At 72.7% G+C, this 17,379-nt stretch carries 21 protein-coding genes; 9 read left to right on the top strand and 12 right to left on the bottom strand.

Going from position 1 to position 17,379, the window contains the following annotated elements:
* The first annotated feature begins 11 nt into the window (after positions 1-11).
* Positions 12-1,199 carry a cystathionine beta-lyase gene (metC, locus tag FF100_RS15770; protein WP_139036652.1) on the top strand — a complete coding sequence of 396 codons (1,188 nt, stop codon included), beginning with the start codon at positions 12-14 and terminating at the stop codon, positions 1,197-1,199.
* Positions 1,200-1,408: 209 nt separating this feature from the next.
* Here metC and FF100_RS15765 read toward each other — a convergent pair whose 3' ends face one another.
* A complete protein-coding gene (locus FF100_RS15765; protein WP_139036651.1) occupies positions 1,409-2,002 on the bottom strand; it encodes a pyridoxamine 5'-phosphate oxidase family protein in 594 nt (197 codons plus the stop codon).
* Positions 2,003-2,123: 121 nt separating this feature from the next.
* On the opposite strand from FF100_RS15765, the gene FF100_RS15760 reads away from it, so the two are divergent.
* On the top strand, positions 2,124-2,438 hold the full coding sequence (locus FF100_RS15760; protein WP_139036650.1) for a hypothetical protein: 315 nt from the start codon (positions 2,124-2,126) through the stop codon (positions 2,436-2,438).
* Here FF100_RS15760 and FF100_RS15755 read toward each other — a convergent pair.
* A complete protein-coding gene (locus FF100_RS15755) occupies positions 2,408-3,145 on the bottom strand; it encodes a gamma-glutamylcyclotransferase (RefSeq protein WP_139036649.1) in 738 nt (245 codons plus the stop codon). The genes FF100_RS15760 and FF100_RS15755 overlap by 31 nt on opposite strands.
* 133 nt (positions 3,146-3,278) lie before the next feature.
* Between FF100_RS15755 and FF100_RS15750 the strand changes: the two genes are divergently transcribed.
* Both FF100_RS15750 and FF100_RS15745 read left to right on the top strand, forming a co-directional pair.
* On the top strand, positions 3,279-3,593 hold the full coding sequence (locus tag FF100_RS15750; RefSeq protein ID WP_139036648.1) for a hypothetical protein: 315 nt from the start codon (positions 3,279-3,281) through the stop codon (positions 3,591-3,593).
* An 83-nt stretch (positions 3,594-3,676) separates the two neighbouring features.
* On the top strand, positions 3,677-3,961 hold the full coding sequence (locus FF100_RS15745) for a hypothetical protein (RefSeq protein ID WP_139036647.1): 285 nt from the start codon (positions 3,677-3,679) through the stop codon (positions 3,959-3,961).
* Positions 3,962-4,013: 52 nt separating this feature from the next.
* Here FF100_RS15745 and FF100_RS15740 read toward each other — a convergent pair whose 3' ends face one another.
* Together FF100_RS15740 and FF100_RS15735 are read right to left on the bottom strand one after the other, a co-directional pair.
* Positions 4,014-4,742: an alpha/beta fold hydrolase gene (locus FF100_RS15740; protein ID WP_139036646.1), complete on the bottom strand. Its 729-nt coding sequence runs from the start codon at positions 4,740-4,742 to the stop codon at positions 4,014-4,016.
* Between the two features lie 93 nt (positions 4,743-4,835).
* The gene (locus FF100_RS15735) at positions 4,836-5,312 is read right to left on the bottom strand and encodes a hypothetical protein (protein ID WP_171070192.1); all 477 of its coding nucleotides are present in this window, start codon (positions 5,310-5,312) and stop codon (positions 4,836-4,838) included.
* A gap of 284 nt (positions 5,313-5,596) precedes the next feature.
* On the opposite strand from FF100_RS15735, the gene FF100_RS15730 reads away from it, so the two are divergent.
* Positions 5,597-6,961 (top strand): GDSL-type esterase/lipase family protein, encoded by a 1,365-nt coding sequence (locus tag FF100_RS15730; protein ID WP_139036645.1) that lies wholly within the window; start codon positions 5,597-5,599, stop codon positions 6,959-6,961.
* 4 nt (positions 6,962-6,965) lie between these two features.
* Here FF100_RS15730 and FF100_RS15725 read toward each other — a convergent pair whose 3' ends face one another.
* Positions 6,966-7,520, bottom strand: coding sequence for a GNAT family N-acetyltransferase (locus FF100_RS15725; protein WP_171070191.1), 555 nt, complete (start codon positions 7,518-7,520; stop codon positions 6,966-6,968).
* 52 nt (positions 7,521-7,572) lie between these two features.
* Between FF100_RS15725 and FF100_RS15720 the strand changes: the two genes are divergently transcribed.
* Positions 7,573-8,673 carry an alpha/beta fold hydrolase gene (locus FF100_RS15720; protein ID WP_139036643.1) on the top strand — a complete coding sequence of 367 codons (1,101 nt, stop codon included), beginning with the start codon at positions 7,573-7,575 and terminating at the stop codon, positions 8,671-8,673.
* A 5-nt stretch (positions 8,674-8,678) separates the two neighbouring features.
* On the opposite strand, the gene FF100_RS15715 is transcribed toward FF100_RS15720, so the two are convergent.
* The 3 genes from FF100_RS15715 to FF100_RS15705 all read right to left on the bottom strand — a co-directional run bounded on the left by FF100_RS15715 (position 8,679) and on the right by FF100_RS15705 (position 10,598).
* Complete coding sequence (locus FF100_RS15715) at positions 8,679-9,134, bottom strand: type II toxin-antitoxin system RatA family toxin (RefSeq protein ID WP_048450163.1); 456 nt, start codon at positions 9,132-9,134, stop codon at positions 8,679-8,681.
* Between the two features lie 4 nt (positions 9,135-9,138).
* Positions 9,139-10,101: a lipoyl synthase gene (gene lipA, locus FF100_RS15710; protein ID WP_139036642.1), complete on the bottom strand. Its 963-nt coding sequence runs from the start codon at positions 10,099-10,101 to the stop codon at positions 9,139-9,141.
* 209 nt (positions 10,102-10,310) lie between these two features.
* Positions 10,311-10,598 (bottom strand): GlsB/YeaQ/YmgE family stress response membrane protein, encoded by a 288-nt coding sequence (locus FF100_RS15705; protein ID WP_139036641.1) that lies wholly within the window; start codon positions 10,596-10,598, stop codon positions 10,311-10,313.
* A gap of 188 nt (positions 10,599-10,786) precedes the next feature.
* On the opposite strand from FF100_RS15705, the gene FF100_RS15700 reads away from it, so the two are divergent.
* Positions 10,787-11,215, top strand: coding sequence for a PRC-barrel domain-containing protein (locus FF100_RS15700; protein ID WP_171070190.1), 429 nt, complete (start codon positions 10,787-10,789; stop codon positions 11,213-11,215).
* A 145-nt stretch (positions 11,216-11,360) separates the two neighbouring features.
* Here FF100_RS15700 and FF100_RS15695 read toward each other — a convergent pair whose 3' ends face one another.
* The 4 genes from FF100_RS15695 to FF100_RS15680 all read right to left on the bottom strand — a co-directional run bounded on the left by FF100_RS15695 (position 11,361) and on the right by FF100_RS15680 (position 14,971).
* Positions 11,361-11,687 (bottom strand): lipid-A-disaccharide synthase N-terminal domain-containing protein, encoded by a 327-nt coding sequence (locus tag FF100_RS15695; RefSeq protein WP_139036639.1) that lies wholly within the window; start codon positions 11,685-11,687, stop codon positions 11,361-11,363.
* Between the two features lie 4 nt (positions 11,688-11,691).
* The gene (locus FF100_RS15690; RefSeq protein ID WP_139036638.1) at positions 11,692-12,456 is read right to left on the bottom strand and encodes a glycosyltransferase family 2 protein; all 765 of its coding nucleotides are present in this window, start codon (positions 12,454-12,456) and stop codon (positions 11,692-11,694) included.
* A gap of 26 nt (positions 12,457-12,482) precedes the next feature.
* The gene (locus FF100_RS15685) at positions 12,483-14,198 is read right to left on the bottom strand and encodes an ArnT family glycosyltransferase (protein WP_139036637.1); all 1,716 of its coding nucleotides are present in this window, start codon (positions 14,196-14,198) and stop codon (positions 12,483-12,485) included.
* A gap of 383 nt (positions 14,199-14,581) precedes the next feature.
* Positions 14,582-14,971 carry a hypothetical protein gene (locus FF100_RS15680; protein ID WP_139036636.1) on the bottom strand — a complete coding sequence of 130 codons (390 nt, stop codon included), beginning with the start codon at positions 14,969-14,971 and terminating at the stop codon, positions 14,582-14,584.
* A gap of 200 nt (positions 14,972-15,171) precedes the next feature.
* On the opposite strand from FF100_RS15680, the gene FF100_RS15675 reads away from it, so the two are divergent.
* Both FF100_RS15675 and FF100_RS15670 read left to right on the top strand, forming a co-directional pair.
* Positions 15,172-16,242, top strand: a complete 1,071-nt coding sequence (locus FF100_RS15675; protein ID WP_139036635.1) for an ABC transporter ATP-binding protein — start codon at positions 15,172-15,174, stop codon at positions 16,240-16,242.
* Between the two features lie 110 nt (positions 16,243-16,352).
* Positions 16,353-17,366, top strand: coding sequence for an extracellular solute-binding protein (locus FF100_RS15670; RefSeq protein ID WP_425463320.1), 1,014 nt, complete (start codon positions 16,353-16,355; stop codon positions 17,364-17,366).
* Positions 17,367-17,379 lie beyond the last annotated feature (13 nt).

The raw sequence follows: 17,379 nt of genomic DNA, 5'->3' as shown, positions 1-17,379 counted from the left end.
CCAGAGGCCCGATGAGCATCACCCCGCCCCGCGACAGGAGCCGCCTCGGCACCCGCACCCGCCTGGTCCATGCCGGCCGCGACCCGTCGCAGCAGCACGGTTTCGTCAACACCCCGATCTATCGCGGCTCGACGGTGCTCTACGAGAGCTACGACGCGCTCAAGAACCGGCGGGCGGACTATACCTACGGCACCACCGGCACGCCGACGGTCCGCGCGCTGGAGAGCGCCTGGACCGAACTCGCCGGCGCCGCCGGCACCGTGCTGACCCCGTCCGGCCTCGCCGCCGTCACGGTCGGGCTTCTGTCCTGCCTCAAGGCCGGCGACCACCTGCTGGTGAGCGATTCCGCCTACCGCCCGACCCGGATCTTCTGCGACGGGTTCCTCGCGCGCTTCGGGGTCGAGACCACCTATTACGACCCGACGGTCGGCGCCGGCATCGCCGGGCTGATGCGCGACAACACGACGGCGGTGCTCACCGAGGCGCCGGGCTCGCAGAGCTTCGAGATGCAGGACATCCCGGCCATCGCCGAAGCGGCGCATGCCCGCGGCGCCTGCGTGCTGATGGACAATACCTGGGCGACGCCGCTGCTGTTCCCGCCGCACGAGCGCGGGGTCGACATCGCCATCGAGGCCGGCACCAAGTACCTGTCGGGCGGCTCGGACCTGCTCCTCGGCCTGACGTCGGCCAACGCGAGATATTGGCCGGCCCTGCGGCGGACCTTCGACCAGTTCGCGATCTGCGCCGGGGCCGAGGATGTCTTCCTGGCGCTGCGCGGCCTGCGCACCCTGCCCCTGCGCCTGCGCGAGCACGGCGAGCAGGCGTTGAGGCTCGCCCGCTGGTTCCAGGGCCGGCCGGAGGTCGCCCGGGTGCTGCACCCGGCCCTGCCGGAGGATCCCGGCCACGCGATCTGGGCCCGCGACTTCCTGGGCTCCTCCGGCCTGTTCTCGATCATCCTCAAGCCCTGCCCGGAGGCCGCCGTGGCGGCGATGCTCGACGGGCTCGAGCTGTTCGGGATGGGCTTCTCCTGGGGCGGCTTCGAGAGCCTGGTGATCCCGTTCGACTGCGCGCCCTACCGCACCGCGAACCCCTGGGCCCCGGGCGGGCCGGGCCTGCGGTTCCAGGTCGGGCTGGAGGACATGGAGGATCTGACGCGGGACCTGGAGGCGGGGTTCGCGCGGCTGCGGGCGGCGTCGTGAGACGTCCCCGCGTTGGACAAGGAATACCGCCGCGCCGTCGAACGGATCGGTTCGACGGCGCAAGGCAAGCCCGAACGGGCGGCCGACGCCTTGGCATCGACGTATCGATGCCAAGGCGCGAGGGAATAACTCGCACCTTCCCTCTCCCGGCGCCGTCGGGAGGGGGGATCCCACGCCCTGCCGGTCATCGGAGCGAGGCGAGGGGCATCTCACGGCGCCAGCCATGTCGCTCCCGGCTCCTCCCCGTCCCAGGTGAACACGGCCCGCCGGTGCCCTGGGCGGGCGAGGTACAGGAATTCGAGGCGGGCGGCGGTGAGGACGATCACGCGAAACGCCGGAAACCCCGCCTCCACCGCCGCCTCGTCCCGCGGCTGGGCGTAGGCGCCCCCGTCGGGCAGCGGTGTGCCGGGACCCGGCACGGTGCCGTAGCAGACCCGGCTCATCGGCCGGGACGCCTCCCAGGCGGCGCGGGCCACCGCGTCCTGCCCGTGCAGGCGGGCGATGCCCTCGATCCTGACCTGGAGCTTGGCCTTGGGATCGTAGGCGTGGAGCGCCGCCCGGGGATCGGCGGCGATCTCGGCGGCCTTGTCGGAGCGGGCGTCGCAATGGACCCGCACCGTGCGGCTGTCCCGGTCGACCCCGCGCAACACCACCGTGCGCAGGCGCGGGGCGCCGTCGCGGCCGAGCGTGGCGAGCGCCGGGGTGTGGAAGCCGCTCTGATGAGCGGCGCCCTCCTCCAGCCGGCGCCAGGCCTCGGCGAGGCAGCCCGCGAGGTCGTCGTAGAACGGCGGCAGCTCGGTCATGCGGGCCCACGTCTCCGGTTCGTTCACCAATCTAGGTCACGATCCGGGGAACCGGGATGCCCCGGCGAAGCTTGTCCGTACGACCGTTCCTGCCGAGGTTTCGACCCGTGAGGCTTGACCCATGACGCTCCGCACGACGCCGGCCTGGCTCGCCCTGGCCGCCGCCCTCACGGCCCCGCCGGCGATGGCCGCCGACATGCCGGCCGGGTATGCGCCACGCGGCGGGGCCGGGTTCTCCGCCGGCTGGGGCGCGCCGCCTCCCCCGCCGCCGCCCGTCGCGGTCGAGGCGGAGGCCGACATCATCGTGGCCGCGCCGCCGCCGCGCCGGCTCCTCGGCTTCGGCTACGCGCCGGTCCTGCCCTATTACGGCGTCTCGACCGGGCCCTACGGCTACCCGCCGCGGCCTCAGCCCGGCGTCGGCGTCGGGCTGTTCTGATCCGCGCTCGCCAGCGCCTCGGCCACGAGGGCCTGCATGGCGAAGAGGTGGCGATCGCGGATGCCCATCGCCTCGCAGGCCGTCACGGTGTTGAGCAGGTACTCGGCGCTCGGGCCCGTGGGCCCGCAGGCCGCGGCGATGCGCGCGGCGATCCCCGCCTCCGACAGCCGCCCGGCGTAGCGCGCCCCCGCCCGGTCGGCCACGAAGGCGAGGACCGGGACCGGGCCGTCCGCCGTCTCGGCGGTGAGCCAGCGCGAGGCGTAGCCGCGCCCGCGCATCTCCCGCCGCCAGACCGGCTGGATCGCCTCGCGCAAGGTCTCTCCTGGCGAGCCGTCGCCGGCGATGCGGTAGGCGAACCCCCGGCACTGCCCGCCGCGGTCGAGGGCGAGCATCACGCCCGGACGTTCCGGCGTGCCGCGAAAACCCGGCTGCCACAGGCAGAAGCGGCGGTGCCAGCCCCGCAGCCGGGCCACGCGCCGCTCGGCGAACGGGAATTCCGGCCGCCACATCAGGGCGCCGTAGGCGAACAGCCACAGGGTGCCGGGATCGCCGGGCTTCTCGGCCAAGGCCGCGTCGAGGCGCGCATCGGCCTCCGCCTCGTCCATCAGCGCCATGCCGCAGCCCGGGCCGCGCCCGTCCGCCGGCACGGGGTGCGGATGGGCGCGGGCGATCAGTGCGGCGTCGAGCGTGAGGGAGCGTTTGGGCATCGCAACCGTTAGTCCGGTGGGGTGCGGCAGCGCGGCTGGGGACCGATCGGCTTTCCAGCGAAGCTCGGCCGCACCATGTTAGTGCCGTGCTAAGCCGCACAGGTCCAGGTTGTCCGGGAATGGAGGACGCGTCATGGCCATCACGGGTCGCTTCAATTTCCGCAAGACCCTCACCGGCAAGCTCGTCCTGCAGGTCGAGACCGAGCGCCGCTCCTGGTGGCCCTTCGCCCGCAAGGCCTCGCCGGGCCATGTCTGGCGCGATGCCACGCCGAAGGACCTGACCGCGGTGGAGCTGCAGCAATTGCTGAACCTGCGCCGCAACCCCGGCTATATGCCCCGCAACCCGGTGATCTTCATGATGGGCCGGGACCAGAAGGGGGACGCTCCCTCCGCCGAGGTGGTGACGCTCGCCGCCCACCGCGCCGCCGGCCAGCAGCAGGCGGGCTGAACGCGAAAGACGGCACCGCCCGCGCCCGGCCGCGTTGTCCCGGTCCAAGGGGGGCACGACCCTACCGAACGGGAGAGCGCAGCATGGGCATGACCTCCGTGAACCAGGCCGTGATCGAGGCCTTGTCGGAGCAGATCGTCACGACCTATTGCGACGCCGGCGAGCCCGCGGAAGGCAAGGCGCGCCGACGGCTGATGGACGAGGTCATGCACGCGATCGAGGGGCCGGTCGGCACCCGCACCCTCGCCGAGCAGGGCCCGGAGCGGGTCAACGCCGTCCTCGCCGACTGGGAGGCGCAGGAAGGCCGCAGCTTCGGCCTGCGGCTGATCGAGATCGATCCCGGCCGCACCGTGGTGACGATGGGCTGACAAGTCTCGCCCCGGGACGACCCGAGGGTGTCCAACGCCGCGTGAGCTAGGATCAGGCGCCGGCCCCAAGCTCGACCAGCAGGTCGGCCAGCGGGCCCGGGGCGCTCACCATCGCATCGTGGCCGGTGGCGAGCTCCTGCCAGCCCCAGCCGGGCTGGCGCCGCACCCACGCCTTGACGCCGTCGAGGGTGGCGTAGGACGGCGTGGTGCAATCGACGTAGGTGCGCGGCAGGTCGTTGCCGACCGGGCCGCGGATCGGAAGCCGGCTCTCGTAGGTGCTCAAGGGGTGCGGGGTCAGGCGCCGCTCGACCCACGGAACGTCCGCCGGATCGAGGACCCCGAAGGCTGCGGCCGGGGGCGGCGGCAGGCTGAGGCCCCCGCTCGATTCCGCGGCGGCGCGGCGGCGGGCCGCCACCACGTCGGGCGGCAGCCCATCGAAGGGCGCGCGGCCGGCCTGCGCGATCAGCGCGTCGAGATAGACGAGGTGGCGCAGCCGCTCGGGCATGGCTTCGGCGACGCCGCTGATCGCCAGGCCGCCGAAGGAATGCCCGACCAGGACGACGTCGGTCAGCTCCTCGGCGACGATCACCCCGGCGATGTCGTGCACGAAGGTGTCGAGGGTGATGTCCCGGGACAGGAGGTGAGCCCGCTCGCCCAGGCCGGTGCAGGTCGGGGTGAAGACCCGGTGCCCTCGCGCCCGCAGGATCTCGGCGACGCGCACCCAGCACCAGCCGCCGTGCCAGGCGCCGTGCACCAGCACGTAGGTCAGCCCGTCGCTCATTCATCCCTCCCTCGATGGTTGGGCGGGAGCCAAGCGCGAACGGACGCAGCGCGCAAGGGTTCGCGACCAGGAAGGAGTCGCGAAGCCGGGGCTTTACTCCTCGTCCTCGTCGCGGTCCTGCCGGTTCGCGTCGAAGCCGGCGATCATCCGCTCGAGGGACTGGAAGCTGCGCACCGCTTCCTGGGTGCGGCCGGCGGCACAGTTGCCTTCCGCCGAGCGGTACCACAGCAGCATGCTGTTGAAGGCGTGCTGGTGCGGCGCCTCGGCGACGCGGGCGCGGCGGGCGGTCTCGGCGTCGAACCAGACCCGGACCGCGTGGCCGGCATTGGTGCAGATATCGGCGGAGGGCGGCAGGGCGGCGCGGGAGACGGTCGGGTCGCACAGCATCGCGAACCAGATCGCCCCGGCGGCGAGGCCGGAGGCGCCCAGCATGCCGGCAGCGCCGCGGAGGCGACGGCGCCAGTCGGGCCGCGCCGTCTCGGAAGCCGGCAGGGCATCCACCGTCTCCGGATGGCAATGGGTGTAATGCACCGAACCGTCGGTGTGGTGGTGTGGCCACGGATGGGTCATCGAGCACCCCCTTCGGGCAGGGTGGGACTCCGGAGCCTCGCGTGGGCGGTCAAGGGTGCCGGGTCGTTTCAGGCGGGTCGCGGCGGAACGAACAAAGCCGCGGCCGATCGCCGAACGATCTGCGGCGGCATCGGACCCTCGCGAAGTGGCCGGAGGGTAGGCGCACGCCCCCACTCCCGGCGTGCTCCAGCGCACATTCCGCGCGCAAAGGCTGGCGATTTCTCGGGCGGCATGCTCTGCCTGGCGGCAAGGGGGCGGCGACGGCGCCCGTGGGAGGATTGGCGATGCGTTGGCAAGGGGCGGCCGCGGCCGCGATCTGTCTCGGATTCCTGGGCGCTCCGGCCCCGGCGCAGGATGCCGGCCGGACGGCCGGTCGGGTGCGCCACTGGTCGACCGCCTGGACGGGCTCGGTCCAGGGTCCGTACCCGATCGGCAACCCCTCGGCCCAGCCCGACCAGAGCTTCGCCTTCCCCGATCCCGCCGCGGGCAGCCGCGACCAGACCCTGCGGCTGGTGCTGCGGCCGGACGTGTGGGGCCGCGAGGCCCGCCTGCGGATCTCCAACGCCTTCGGCACCCGGGTTCTCACCCTCGACGGCGTCCATGCCGGGCTGCAGCTCGGCGGCGCGGCCCTGGTGCCGGGGACGAACCGCCCGGTGCTCTTCGGCGGCCGGGACCGGGTCACGGTCCCGCCCGGGGGCGAGGTCTGGTCCGACCCGGTCGCCCTGCCCTTCGCGGCCGACCCGGATGCGCCGCTTCTGGCCGGGCGCAAGCTCGCGGTCTCGCTCCACGTGGTGGGATCAAGCGGGCCGATGACCTGGCACGCCAAGGCGCTCCAGACCTCCTACGTCACCGCCCCCGACGCCGGTGCGCACGGCGCCGACGAGGGCGAGGCCGCCTTCCCGTTCTCCACCGCCTCGTGGTTCTTCGTCGATGCCGTCGACATGGCCATGAACGACCCGGCGGTGAGCGCGCCGACCCCCGTCGTGGTCGCCTTCGGCGATTCGATCACCGACGGCACCGCCTCGACGATGAATGGGGACGACCGCTGGCCCGACGTGCTGTCGCGCCGCCTGCACGCGCAATTCGGCAACCGGGTCGCGGTGGTCAATGCCGGCATCGGCGGCAACCAGGTGGTCGGCCCGGCTTCGTACGGGCCGCAGGCCCCCTTCCCGGGCGGGCCCTCGGCGCTGTCCCGGCTCGACCGCGACGTGATCGGGCTGTCGGGCGTCGCCAGCGTGATCTGGCTCGAGGGCATCAACGATTTCAGCCGCAACGGCGAGGCCACGCTGCAGGCGGTGCAGGCCGGGATGCGCGAGGGCGTCGCCCGCCTGCGCGCCGGCATCCCGGGCGTGCGGGTGATCGGCGCCACCCTCCCCTCGGCCAAGGGCAGCTCCAGCCCCGCCCACGGCCACCCCGAGCAGGACGAGAAGCGCCGCGGTCTCAACGCCTTCATCCGCGATTCGGGGGTGTTCGACGGGGTGGTGGATTTCGACGCCGCCACCCTCGACCCGGCGACCGGGGGATTGCGCCCCGAGATGGTCCCGGAGAGTACCACCGGCGGCAAGGGCGACCGGCTGCACCCGAACCGGGCGGGCTACCTGGCGATGGGGAGCGGGATCGATCTGGGGGTGGTGCTGACGAGGCGCTGACGCCTCAATCACCCTTCACGCGGGCGTAGAGACGGCAATCGCGCGGCTCGGGCTGAATGTTGGGATGGACGGTGTGACGGCGCAGCACGCCTTCGAACCGCATCCTGGCCTTCTCCATCACTCGGGCCGAGGCCTGGTTCGCCACGTCGCAGGTGGCGAAGGTGCGCCAGATTCCCTCTTGCGCCAGCGCCCAGCCACTGAGCGCCTGCAGGGCTTCCGGCATCAGGCCGCGTCCCCAGGCGGCGCGGGCGAGGACGTAGCCGAAATCCGCGCTCGTCCCCGCCGGCCTGAGGGCGATGGCGCCGATCGGCCCGGCCCGATCGGCCTCCTCCAGCAGGTCAGTGAAGCAGGTCCCCGCCGCCCATTGCTCCGCGCAGGCGCGCAGGTAGGCCTGCGTCTCCTCGACGGCCCGGTGCGGGCGCCAGATCATGAAGCGGGCGACCTGCGGATCGGCCGTGTAGGCGGAAAACAGCGCCGCGGCGTCGGCGGGCTGCGCCGGCCGCAGGACGAGGCGCGCGGTCGCGAGGCGGTGCGGTGGGGTGAGGCTTGCGGCGCTCATGTCGCAACGTAAGCTATGAAGTCGCGAATCGACCCGCAGAGGTTGGCACACCATGCGCTTTCCCAGCCAGCCCGGTCTCATCGCTGGCCTCAGCCTTCAGGTGACCAGCCTGGCGCGGGCCATGCCGTTCTGGCGCGCCATCCTGCATCCGTTGGGATTTGGTCGCACCTGGCGCGATACCGATCACTGCCTCTGGGCCCGGGAGGGCGCGCAGATCCTGATGTGGGAGCGACAGCCCCCGACGTCGGGCACGCGTCTCATGCTGCGTGCGCCCGATCGGGCGAGCGTGGACAGGCTCTGTGCGGCGGGCGTCGCGGCCGGCGGCCGCGTCGTCATGGAGCCGGCCGCGCGTCCCTTCGCGACCGGGTATTATAGCGGCATCCTCGCCGATCCCGACGACATCCGGGTCGAACTGGTCCACGCCCTCGACGACCTGCCCGAGCAGGACGGGGCCGAGCGGGTCACGGTACCCGGGGCCGACGGCGTGGTGCTGGGCGGCTACCTCTTCCGGCCGGGCGGCGACGAGGCGCCCCGCGCCGGCGTGATCGTGCTGCACGGCTACGCCTCCGACGCGACGGTGCTGGTCTCGGGCGGCGGCGACCTGGCCCGGGCCGGCCTCGTCGCGCTCTGCCTCTCGCAGCGAGGCTGGCTCGGCTCGACCGGTGACGAGGACCAGGGATTCCGGCAGCCCGACGACGTGCTGGACGCGGCCGACTGGCTGCGCCGGGAGGTCGGCCTGCACAGCGTCGGTCTGCTGGGTTTCTCCCAAGGCGGGCAGACCGCACTTCTGGCTGCGGCCCGGCCGGCCGCCTCGTTCGGCGCCGTGGTGTCGTATTTCGCGCCGGCTGACCTCGCGGCGTGGCGCGAGCAGTCAGGCCCCGGGATCGGCGACTATCTCGACGACTTCGTCCCACCGGAGCGCCTCGCCGCCTGCTCCCCCGTCACCGTCGCGCCCGCCCTGGCCTGCCCTGTGCTGCTCCTGCACGGCAGCGAGGACGGCGTCGTGCCGATCGCCCAGAGCCGGGCGCTGGTCACCGCCAACCCGGCGATCGCCTTGCACGTCGTCGAGGGCGCCGACCATTTCGGCCCGAGCGAAGCCTGGGTCGAGGCCTGGCCGGTCGCCCGGGACTTCCTGGTGCGGACCCTGTCCTGACGCAGTCACGCCCGCGCGTACAACCGGTCCGCCCGGCTCTCGAACGCATCCGTGAACTTGCGGAACGCCCGGTCGAACATCTTGCCCATCAGGAGCCCGAGCGCCAGGCTCTTGAACTCATAGGTGATGAAGAACTCGACCGTGCAGCCGCCGTTCGGCGCCTCGCGGAACGTCCAGCGATTCTCGAGATGCCGGAACGGCCCGTCGATATACTCGGCCAGGATCTTCAGGTTCGGCCGGTCGAGGCGGACCCGGGTGGTGAAGTGCTCCGAGATCGCCTTGTAGCCGACGCCCATGTCGGCGACGAGGGTCTCGGTGCCGTCCTCGCCCTCCTGCCGGCGCAGCACCCGCAGGGAGTCGCAGAGCGGCAGGAATTCCGGGTAGCGCTCGACGTCGGCGACGAGGTCGAACATCTCCGTCGGGCTGTGGCGGACGGTGCGGGTGGTGCGGAAGCTCGGCATCGGGTCAGACGGTCCCCAGCCGGTCGAGCCGGGCCTGCTTGAGCCGGGCGAAATCCTCGCCGGCATGGTGGGAGGAGCGGGTGAGCGGCGTCGCCGAGACGAGCAGGAAGCCCTTGGCGTAGGCCGTGGTCTCGTAGGCCTTGAACGCGTCCGGCGTCACGAAGGACAGGACCGGGTGGTGCTTCTTCGTCGGCTGCAGGTACTGGCCGATGGTCAGGAAGTCGACCTCGGCCGAGCGCAGGTCGTCCATCAGCTGGAGCACCTCGTTGCGCTCCTCGCCCAGCCCCACCATGATCCCCGACTTGGTGAAGATGGTCGGATCGAGCTCCTTGACCCGCTGCAGCAGGCGGATCGAGTGGAAGTAGCGGGCGCCGGGGCGCACCGTCAGGTACTTCGACGGCACGGTCTCGAGGTTGTGGTTGAACACGTCGGGGCGCGCCGCCACCACGATTTCCAGGGCGCCGTCCTTGCGCAGGAAGTCGGGGGTCAGGATCTCGACGGTGGTCGCGGGGCTGAGGCGCCGGATCGCGCCGATCACCGCGGCGAAATGGCTTGCGCCGCCGTCACGCAGGTCGTCGCGGTCGACCGAGGTGATGACGACGTGGTGCAGGCCGAGCTTGGCCACCGCCTCGGCCACCCGCTCGGGCTCGGCCAGGTCGAGGGCGTCCGGCATGCCGGTGCGCACGTTGCAGAACGCGCAGGCCCGGGTGCAGGTATCCCCCATGATCATGAAGGTGGCGTGCTTCTTCTCCCAGCACTCGCCGATGTTGGGGCAGCCGGCCTCCTCGCACACCGTCACGAGCTTGTTCTCGCGCACGATGGCGTTGGTCTCGGCCCATTTCGGCGAGCCCGGCGCCTTCACGCGGATCCAGTCCGGCTTGCGCAGGATCGGCTGGTCGGGCCGGTGCGCCTTCTCCGGGTGGCGCGGGCGCTGGTCGTTGCGCAGGAGATCGAGGACGACGGCCATGGGATCCGAGGCGGCAAGGGGTTTCAAGACGAAAAGCGCCCGCGAACCCCTCGCGGCGCAGAGGTGACTTAAGATGTCCGGGCCGCCGGGGCAAATGGGGCGTGACGCGCCGCCGCGCGGCGCGCCATGCATCCAGGCCTGCGCTGGATTGCGACGGCGCCCGGCCGGGCCTGCCGTCGCGCGAGGTCCCGGCTGTCCGACCCCAGCGGTCAGTACCGCCGCTCGCCCCGGACCGCCCGCACCACCGCGATGATGATGACCGCGCCGATCGTGGCGGAGATCAGGTTGCGCCAGAACCCGAAGATCGGGATGTGGAGCTGCGCCGCCAGGAAATTGCCGACCACGCCGCCGATGATGCCGAGCACGATGTTGCCGAGCAGGCCCATGCTGGAATTCATGAAGCGCTCCGCCAGCCAGCCCGCCAGCGCGCCGATGACGATGGCCATCAGGAGGCCGACGCCCGGCTGTCCGAGCGCCCCGTACACGTGACCGTCCATGCTCTTCCCCTGTCTCGCCGCGTCTCGCGGCTGGAGCCCTCTAGATGGGGCAGGCGTGGCCGTGTTGCACCGGCCTGCGCGCGTCCCGGCCCGAAAACCTGACGATGCGGAACCCCTCCGGCGCGAGGCCGTTCTGCGCACGGCCCGCGCCGCGGAGACGGGTGTGGGCCCCCTCGGAGAGTTTCCCCATGACGCTGAAGACCGCCCTCGCGACGGCCGCCCTCCTCCTCGCCTGCGGGCCCGCCCTGGCCCAGACCGCGACGCAGCCGGATGCGGGCGGGGCGATGACGACCCAGCAGGTCAAGACCGCCACGGTGCAGTTCGTCACCCTCCAGCCGACGGCGGCGGTGACCTCGCGCATCCTCGGCACCAAGGTCACCAACGCCCAGAACGAATCCGTCGGCGACATCGCCGACCTCGTGATCGTCGACGGCAAGACCGTGAGCGCCGTGATTCTCGGGGTCGGCGGCTTCCTCGGCATCGGCGAGCGCTACGTCGCGGTCAGCCCCGACAGCGTCGTGCTGACCCGCGACGGCGACAGCTGGAAGGCCACCGTGGCCGCCACCAAGGACGAGCTGAGCAAGGCCCCGGCCTTCGACTACAAGAAGAAGGGCTGAGGGCGGCCCCGCCCCGGCAGGTCCGGGGCGCGTCTCAGGCTTGCCTGACGAAACCGGCCCGCTCCGCGTCGTTCCGGGTCCGCGACAGCGGAGCCCGGAAGGACCGGGAAGGTCGCCCCGGTCCGAGCGGACGGTCGCCCGCCCCCTACTTCCCCCCGGCCCGCCGCTCGCGGAACACCAGGGCGAGGTTGCGCAGGTAGATCACCGTGCCGAGGCTCTGGCCGAGGATGAAGACCGGGTCGCGCCGGTAGAGCGCGTAGCCGAGCAGCACCGCCGAGCCGCCGAGCGACAGGAACCAGAACGAGAGCGGGATCACGCTGCGCCCCGCCTTCTCGCTGGCGATCCACTGGACCAGGAAGCGGGCGGTGAACAGGCCCTGCCCCACCAGCCCGACCAGCAGCACCAGGTCGACCGGGCCGGTGAACAGCGACCAGAAATAGGCGCCGAGCCCGTGCATGATGTCGGCGACCATCGGGCTACTCCGCCTTCGCCGGGTTCGTCGGCCCCGCCGGGATCACCTGCGGCACCCGGCGCCGGCGGCGGATCAGCCACCACACCCCGGCGAGGTCGAGGATGCCGACCCAGAGCCGGTCGAACAGACCGTAATTCGAGTGCCCGGTGAGCCGCGGCCGGTCGACCACGTCGCCGTGGACGACGGCAAAGCCCTCGCGGGCGACGAGGGCCGGCATGAAGCGGTGCAGCGCGTCGAAATAGGGCAGGCGCAGGTACACGGCCCGCCGGAAGACCTTGAGGCCGCAGCCGGTGTCGCGCGTCGCGTCCTTGAGGATGCGGCCGCGCACCCCGTTGGCGATGCGCGACTGGATCATCTTGCGCCGCCCGTCCTTGCGGCCGACCCGCTGGCCCTGCGCCAGCCCCGCCCCCGGCCCGGCCGCGACGAGCGCGGCGGCGAGCGCCGGGATGAAGGCCGGATCGTTCTGGCCGTCGCCGTCCAGCGTCGCCACCAGCTCGCCGCGCGCCGCCAGCACCCCGGTGCGCACCGCCGCGCTCTGGCCGCAGCTCTCGCGGTGGCGCAGCACCCGCAATTCCGGGTGGCGGGTCCCGGCCTCCGCCAGCACGGCCGGGGTGGAATCGGTCGAGCCGTCGTCGACGTAGACGATCTCGAACGGGTGCAGCGGGGCGCAGGCGCTGGCGATCTCGGCCAGCAGCGGCGCGATGTTGCCGGCCTCGTTCTTCACCGGCACCACGACGCTGAGGCGGATCGCCTCCCGATCCGATGTCACGTGCGCATTCTCGGGCTGGTTCTGGGTCACGGCGTCACCGCATAGGCCGACAGGCCGACCGGCTTGCCGCCGTTGATGTTGAAGCCGGTCACGCGGCCGACCGGCTGCGGCGGCGTCCCGGCATTCGCGGTCGCGAAGTCCTTGGCGAAGCGGTCCTCGACATACACCAGGCGGCAGCCGCCCTGGCGCAGGAAGGCGATGGCCTCACCGGCGGAATCGAGCAGCGCGAGGTCGGTGCCGATCAGGAAGACCAGGCTCGGCTCGCGGTAGCCCAGACTGGCGACCGTCGGATTCGGGCAGGGCAGCGCGTCGCGGATCGCGGCGAGGCGCGGCGAGACCTTGAGGGCGGCGAGCGCCGGCTGGGTGAGCCCGAACACCGCCGGTCCGAGCAGCGCGCCGGCCAGCACCGCGACCGCGAGCGCCCGCTCGGGAAAGCCGTCCGCGAAGGCGCGCCAGGCCAGGAACGCCACGGCGCTGGCTGCCAGCAGCAGCGGCAGGCCGGCCCACGGGATCACCCCGTCGAGGCGCCAGGCGGCGATGCAGAGTCCCACCGTGAGGCCTGCGGGGATGAACGGCACCAGCAGCGCCACGAGCCGCGCCCCCGGCCGGTCGCGGTGTACCGCCCCGCGGGCGACCGCCATGACCGCGAGGATCGCCAGCGCGGTGCAGAGCGGCAGGACGTAATGCGGCAGCTTGGTCGGCACCGCCTCGAAGACCAGCCAGGACGGCAGCACCCAGGCGATCAGGAAGGCGACCCCATCCTCGCGGCGGGTCGCCCAGGCGAAGGGGATCGCCATCGCGGCGAAGGCGGCTGCGGGCCAGAAGGTGGCGAAGATGACGAGGAGATAGGTGCCGGGCGGCGCCCAGTGCTGGGTCTGGGCGGTGCCGACCTTGCCGAGCATGTCGTGGCCGACCGCCTCGCCGTAGAAGGCGCCGCCGCTCTTCAGCGTGATCGCGACGAACCACGGCGCGACGAGGACCAGCACCAGCACGAGGCCGAGCCCCGGCCGCAAGGGTTTGAGCCAGGCGCCGGAGCGGGCGAAGACCGAGAGGCACAGGGCCGCGAGGCCAGCGAACATCGGGACCATCGGCCCTTTGATCAGGATGCCGAACGCCACCGCGAGCCAGAAGGTCAGGACGACGGCGTTCGGCAGCCGCGTCGCGGCGGCGCGGGCGAGCCAGGCCCGGGCGAGCGCCGCCATGGCGGCGACGGCGCAGGCGGTGAGCAGCGCGTCGGTCTTGGCGAGCCGTGCCTCGGCCGAGAGCATCACGGAGGCGCCGACGAGCGCGGCGGCGAGGAACGCCCCGCGCCGCGGCAGGAAGGCGAGCGCAGCCCAGTAGCTCAGGAGCACCGTGGCAACGGCACCGATCAGCGAGGGGATGCGGTAGAGCCAGATCGCCGTGCGGGCGCCCGGCACGCCGAGCGCCTCTCCGGCGGCGACGACCGCGCTCTGCGCCCAGTAGATCCCGACCGGCTTCTTGTGCCGGGCCTCGCCCTGGAAGCGGATATCGACCAGATCGCCCGATTCGAGCATCTGCTTCGAGGCCTGGGCGAAGCGCGGCTCGTCCCGGTCCATCGGCTGGAGCGAGGCGAAGCCCGGCACGAAGCAGACCAGCGACAGCACGACGAGCAGCGCGCACGCCGCCCCGTGGCTGCGCGCCCCGAGGTCGAGAAGGCGCTCCGCGAGGGATCCCAGGGAGGCGGCGCGGCCGGGGCGGTGCCCGGCGGCAAGGCTCGTCAATGCACTGCTCCGAACCGGGAATCCCGACGCCCGCGGCACCAGCCGGGCCGCCCGACCGGCGCCGGTCGCGGCGGGCGCCCGTGTCGGTGATCCGGGTCGGAAAGTCAATTTTGACCGGGTCGGGCTGGGCAGTCGAACTGGCTGGTGCCGGGTTTCGCGTTCCCAGGAGGTCGCGGCAGCCGTCCTCGGCTCCTTGAGGCCGCCTTGTTGCGCTCGACGGCCCCCCGAATCCTCCGCGTCGTTTCGGGCCCAGGCGGCGCCTGAGCTAAGCCGATCTCCGCATTGCGAAGCAATCAACCGGAAATCGTATGACGGGTTGGCATCGGGCGGGTCGAACAGTTCCGAGCGATTCGCCTATGGGGAGGTGCTCGAACGCGCGCCCCTCACGCCATCTCGAACAGAAACCCGTCCCGGGCCGGGATCGGCACCGACAGGCTCACCCCGCGCGAGGCCCGCGACAGGCGCCAGGGGCGCTCGCGGCCGGCGCGGACCGCCTCGGAGGGGCGCAGGCGGCGGGTGGCGCCGTCCTCGTCGACCTCGTCGATGGTGAGGAAGCCGTAGACCAGGAGGCGCGAGGCGAGGAGCTTGGTCTCGCGGTCGCCGGCCGCCACCGGCAGGGTGCCGGCCTCGTAGACCGTGTCCATCAGGCTGCGCTGGTCGCGCCGCGCGGCGGCGATCCGGGGGCTCGGGGCCAGCTCGTGCTCCACCGGCGCGGCCCGCTCCTTGCGCCGGAACGCCACGACCGTTCCGCTCTCGCCCGACAGGTTACGCATACGCCCGACACCCTTCACGACCGCGCCGCCGACTCGCTCCGGTCGCGGCGATGGGAAGGATTCGACGAATCCGCTTAACGCCCGATTGACCCTGGCGCGGCCTCTCCCGTGCCGGATCGGCGCACGGCCCTGCGCCCTCGCCTGCGCCAGCCGGCCCGTGTATGAGCGCGACGCTGCCTTCGCCCGTCGAGGATCCCCGCATGACCGATCCGGCCCCGTCCCGCCCGGCGCCCGCCCTGGCGGTGGAGGACGTGGCCTGCCGCTTCGGCCGGGTGCAGGCCCTCGCCGGGGTCTCGCTCACCGTGCGTCCCGGCGAGGTGATGGCGCTGCTCGGCGATTCCGGTTGCGGCAAGAGCACGCTGTTGCGGGTGGTGGCCGGTCTGGAGACGCCGGATTCCGGCACGGTGCGGCTCGACGGGCGCCTCGTCGCCGGCGGGGGCGCGGTCGTGCCGCCGGAGGCGCGCGGCGTCGGGCTGATGTTCCAGGACTACGCCCTGTTCCCCCACCTCACGGTGCGCGAGAACATCCGCTTCGGGCTCAAGGGCCAGCCGCAAGCCGCCCGGGCGTCGGCCGACGAGCTGCTGGAGCAGGTCGGCCTTGCCGGCCATGCCGGCAGCTACCCCCAGACCCTGTCGGGCGGCGAGCAGCAGCGCGTGGCGCTGGTGCGGGCCCTCGCGCCGGGACCGCGGCTCCTGCTCCTCGACGAGCCGTTCTCCAACCTCGACCGGCGGATGCGCGACCGGGTGCGCGAGGACACGGTGGCGCTCCTGCGCCGCACCGGCACCACCGCCCTGATGGTGACGCACGACCCCGAGGAGGCCCTGGCGGTGGCGACCCGCATCGCCCTGATGCGCCGCGGCCGCATCGTCCAGGTCGCCACCGGCGAGGCCCTGTACCGCCGGCCCGGGAGCCTGTTCGCCGCCCGCTTCCTCGCCGATGCCGCCGAGATCCCGGCCCGCATCCGGGACGGCCGGGCGGCGACACCCTTGGGCGACGTGCCGGCCCCCGACCTGCCCGAGGACGCCGCGGTGCAGGTCTGCCTGCGGCCCGAGGCCCTGCGGGTCGGTCCCCCGGGCGAGGGCATCGCCGCGCAGGTCGCGCGCCGCACCTTCCTGGGGGCGGCCTGCATCCTGCATCTCAGGCTGCCGGGCATGGAGGGAAGCGTGCGCGCCCGCCTGCCGGATCCGGGCACTTACGGCCCGGGCGACGCCGTCGGGGTGACCCTGGTGCCGGATGCGGTGCTGGTCCTGCCCGACCACGATGCGGGTTGAGCGGCAGACTTGCGCTCGCTTACATTGAAACAAGTAAAATCTATCGCGCTTGATTTTGTTTCGCGATTGCTTCTCAAGGGGCCGCCACTCTCGGGAGACGCCCCTTGTCCCTGTCACGCACCGCGCTCGCGCTTCTCGGTCTCGTCACCCTCGCGGCGCCCGCCCGGGCCGAGAGCGAGGTGAACCTCTACACCACCCGCGAGCCCGGCCTGATCCGCCCGCTCCTCGACGCCTTCACCAAGGCGAGCGGCGTGAAGGTCAACACGGTGTTCGTCGACAAGGGCCTGGCCGAGCGCGTCGCCGCCGAGGGCGCCCGCTCCGCCGCCGACGTGATGATGACGGTCGATATCGGCAACCTGATCGAGCTCGTTGACCGCGACCTCGCCCAGCCGGTGCGCTCGCCGGCTCTCGAAGCGGCGATCCCGGCGAACCTCCGCGATGCGGAAGGCCGCTGGTTCGCCCTCTCGACCCGCGCCCGGGTGGCCTATGCCGATCCCGACCTGCGCGACCTCGCCGGGATGACCTACGAGGATCTCGCCGATCCGAAGTGGAAGGGCAAGGTCTGCCTGCGCTCGGGCCAGCATCCCTACAACACCGCGCTGATCTCCGCCTACCTGATCAAGCACGGCGAGGCGAAGACCGAGGCCTGGCTGCGGGGCGTGAAGGACAACCTCGCCCGCAAGGCCGGCGGCGGCGACCGCGACGTCGCCCGCGACATCGTCGCCGACCTCTGCGAGATCGGCCTGGGCAATTCCTACTATGTCGGCCTGATGCGCAGCGGCCGCGGCGGCCCCGACCAGAAGAAGTGGGGCGAGGGCATCCAGGTGGTGCTGCCGACGTTCCAGGGCGGCGGCACCCACGTCAACGTCTCGGGCGCGGTGGTGGCGAAGTCCGCCCCGAACCGCGACAACGCCGTCAAGCTGCTCGAGTACCTCGTCTCCGACGAGGCGCAAGCGCTCTACGCCAAGGCCGATTACGAGTACCCGGTGAAGCCCGGCGTCGCCGCCGACCCGCTGCTCACGGCCCTCGGCCCGCTCAAGGTCGACCCCACCTCCCTCGTCGAGATCGCCCGCAACCGCAAGGCGGCGAGCCTGCTCGTCGACAAGGTCGGGTTCGACCGCTAAGGCCGCCCTGCCC

Origin of the sequence: Methylobacterium terricola, from assembly GCF_006151805.1 — a bacterium.
Taxonomy (GTDB): Bacteria; Pseudomonadota; Alphaproteobacteria; order Rhizobiales; family Beijerinckiaceae; genus Methylobacterium; species Methylobacterium terricola.
This window is presented reverse-complemented; position numbering and strand designations above follow the sequence as displayed.

Bases quoted from the DNA above. Each gene is read 5' to 3' on its own strand.
- FF100_RS15720 (WP_139036643.1), top strand. From the start codon at position 7,573: ATGCGCTTTCCCAGCCAGCCCGGTCTCATCGCTGGCCTCAGCCTTCAG.
- lipA (WP_139036642.1), bottom strand. From the start codon at position 10,101: ATGGCCGTCGTCCTCGATCTCCTGCGCAACGACCAGCGCCCGCGCCAC.
- FF100_RS15680 (WP_139036636.1), bottom strand. From the start codon at position 14,971: ATGCGTAACCTGTCGGGCGAGAGCGGAACGGTCGTGGCGTTCCGGCGC.
- FF100_RS15675 (WP_139036635.1), top strand. From the start codon at position 15,172: ATGACCGATCCGGCCCCGTCCCGCCCGGCGCCCGCCCTGGCGGTGGAG.
- FF100_RS15715 (WP_048450163.1), bottom strand. From the start codon at position 9,134: ATGCCGAGCTTCCGCACCACCCGCACCGTCCGCCACAGCCCGACGGAG.
- FF100_RS15730 (WP_139036645.1), top strand. From the start codon at position 5,597: ATGCGTTGGCAAGGGGCGGCCGCGGCCGCGATCTGTCTCGGATTCCTG.
- FF100_RS15755 (WP_139036649.1), bottom strand. From the start codon at position 3,145: ATGCCCAAACGCTCCCTCACGCTCGACGCCGCACTGATCGCCCGCGCC.
- FF100_RS15740 (WP_139036646.1), bottom strand. From the start codon at position 4,742: ATGAGCGACGGGCTGACCTACGTGCTGGTGCACGGCGCCTGGCACGGC.
- FF100_RS15745 (WP_139036647.1), top strand. From the start codon at position 3,677: ATGGGCATGACCTCCGTGAACCAGGCCGTGATCGAGGCCTTGTCGGAG.
- FF100_RS15700 (WP_171070190.1), top strand. From the start codon at position 10,787: ATGACGCTGAAGACCGCCCTCGCGACGGCCGCCCTCCTCCTCGCCTGC.
- FF100_RS15695 (WP_139036639.1), bottom strand. From the start codon at position 11,687: ATGGTCGCCGACATCATGCACGGGCTCGGCGCCTATTTCTGGTCGCTG.
- FF100_RS15750 (WP_139036648.1), top strand. From the start codon at position 3,279: ATGGCCATCACGGGTCGCTTCAATTTCCGCAAGACCCTCACCGGCAAG.
- FF100_RS15705 (WP_139036641.1), bottom strand. From the start codon at position 10,598: ATGGACGGTCACGTGTACGGGGCGCTCGGACAGCCGGGCGTCGGCCTC.
- FF100_RS15725 (WP_171070191.1), bottom strand. From the start codon at position 7,520: ATGAGCGCCGCAAGCCTCACCCCACCGCACCGCCTCGCGACCGCGCGC.
- metC (WP_139036652.1), top strand. From the start codon at position 12: ATGAGCATCACCCCGCCCCGCGACAGGAGCCGCCTCGGCACCCGCACC.
- FF100_RS15760 (WP_139036650.1), top strand. From the start codon at position 2,124: ATGACGCTCCGCACGACGCCGGCCTGGCTCGCCCTGGCCGCCGCCCTC.
- FF100_RS15765 (WP_139036651.1), bottom strand. From the start codon at position 2,002: ATGACCGAGCTGCCGCCGTTCTACGACGACCTCGCGGGCTGCCTCGCC.
- FF100_RS15735 (WP_171070192.1), bottom strand. From the start codon at position 5,312: ATGACCCATCCGTGGCCACACCACCACACCGACGGTTCGGTGCATTAC.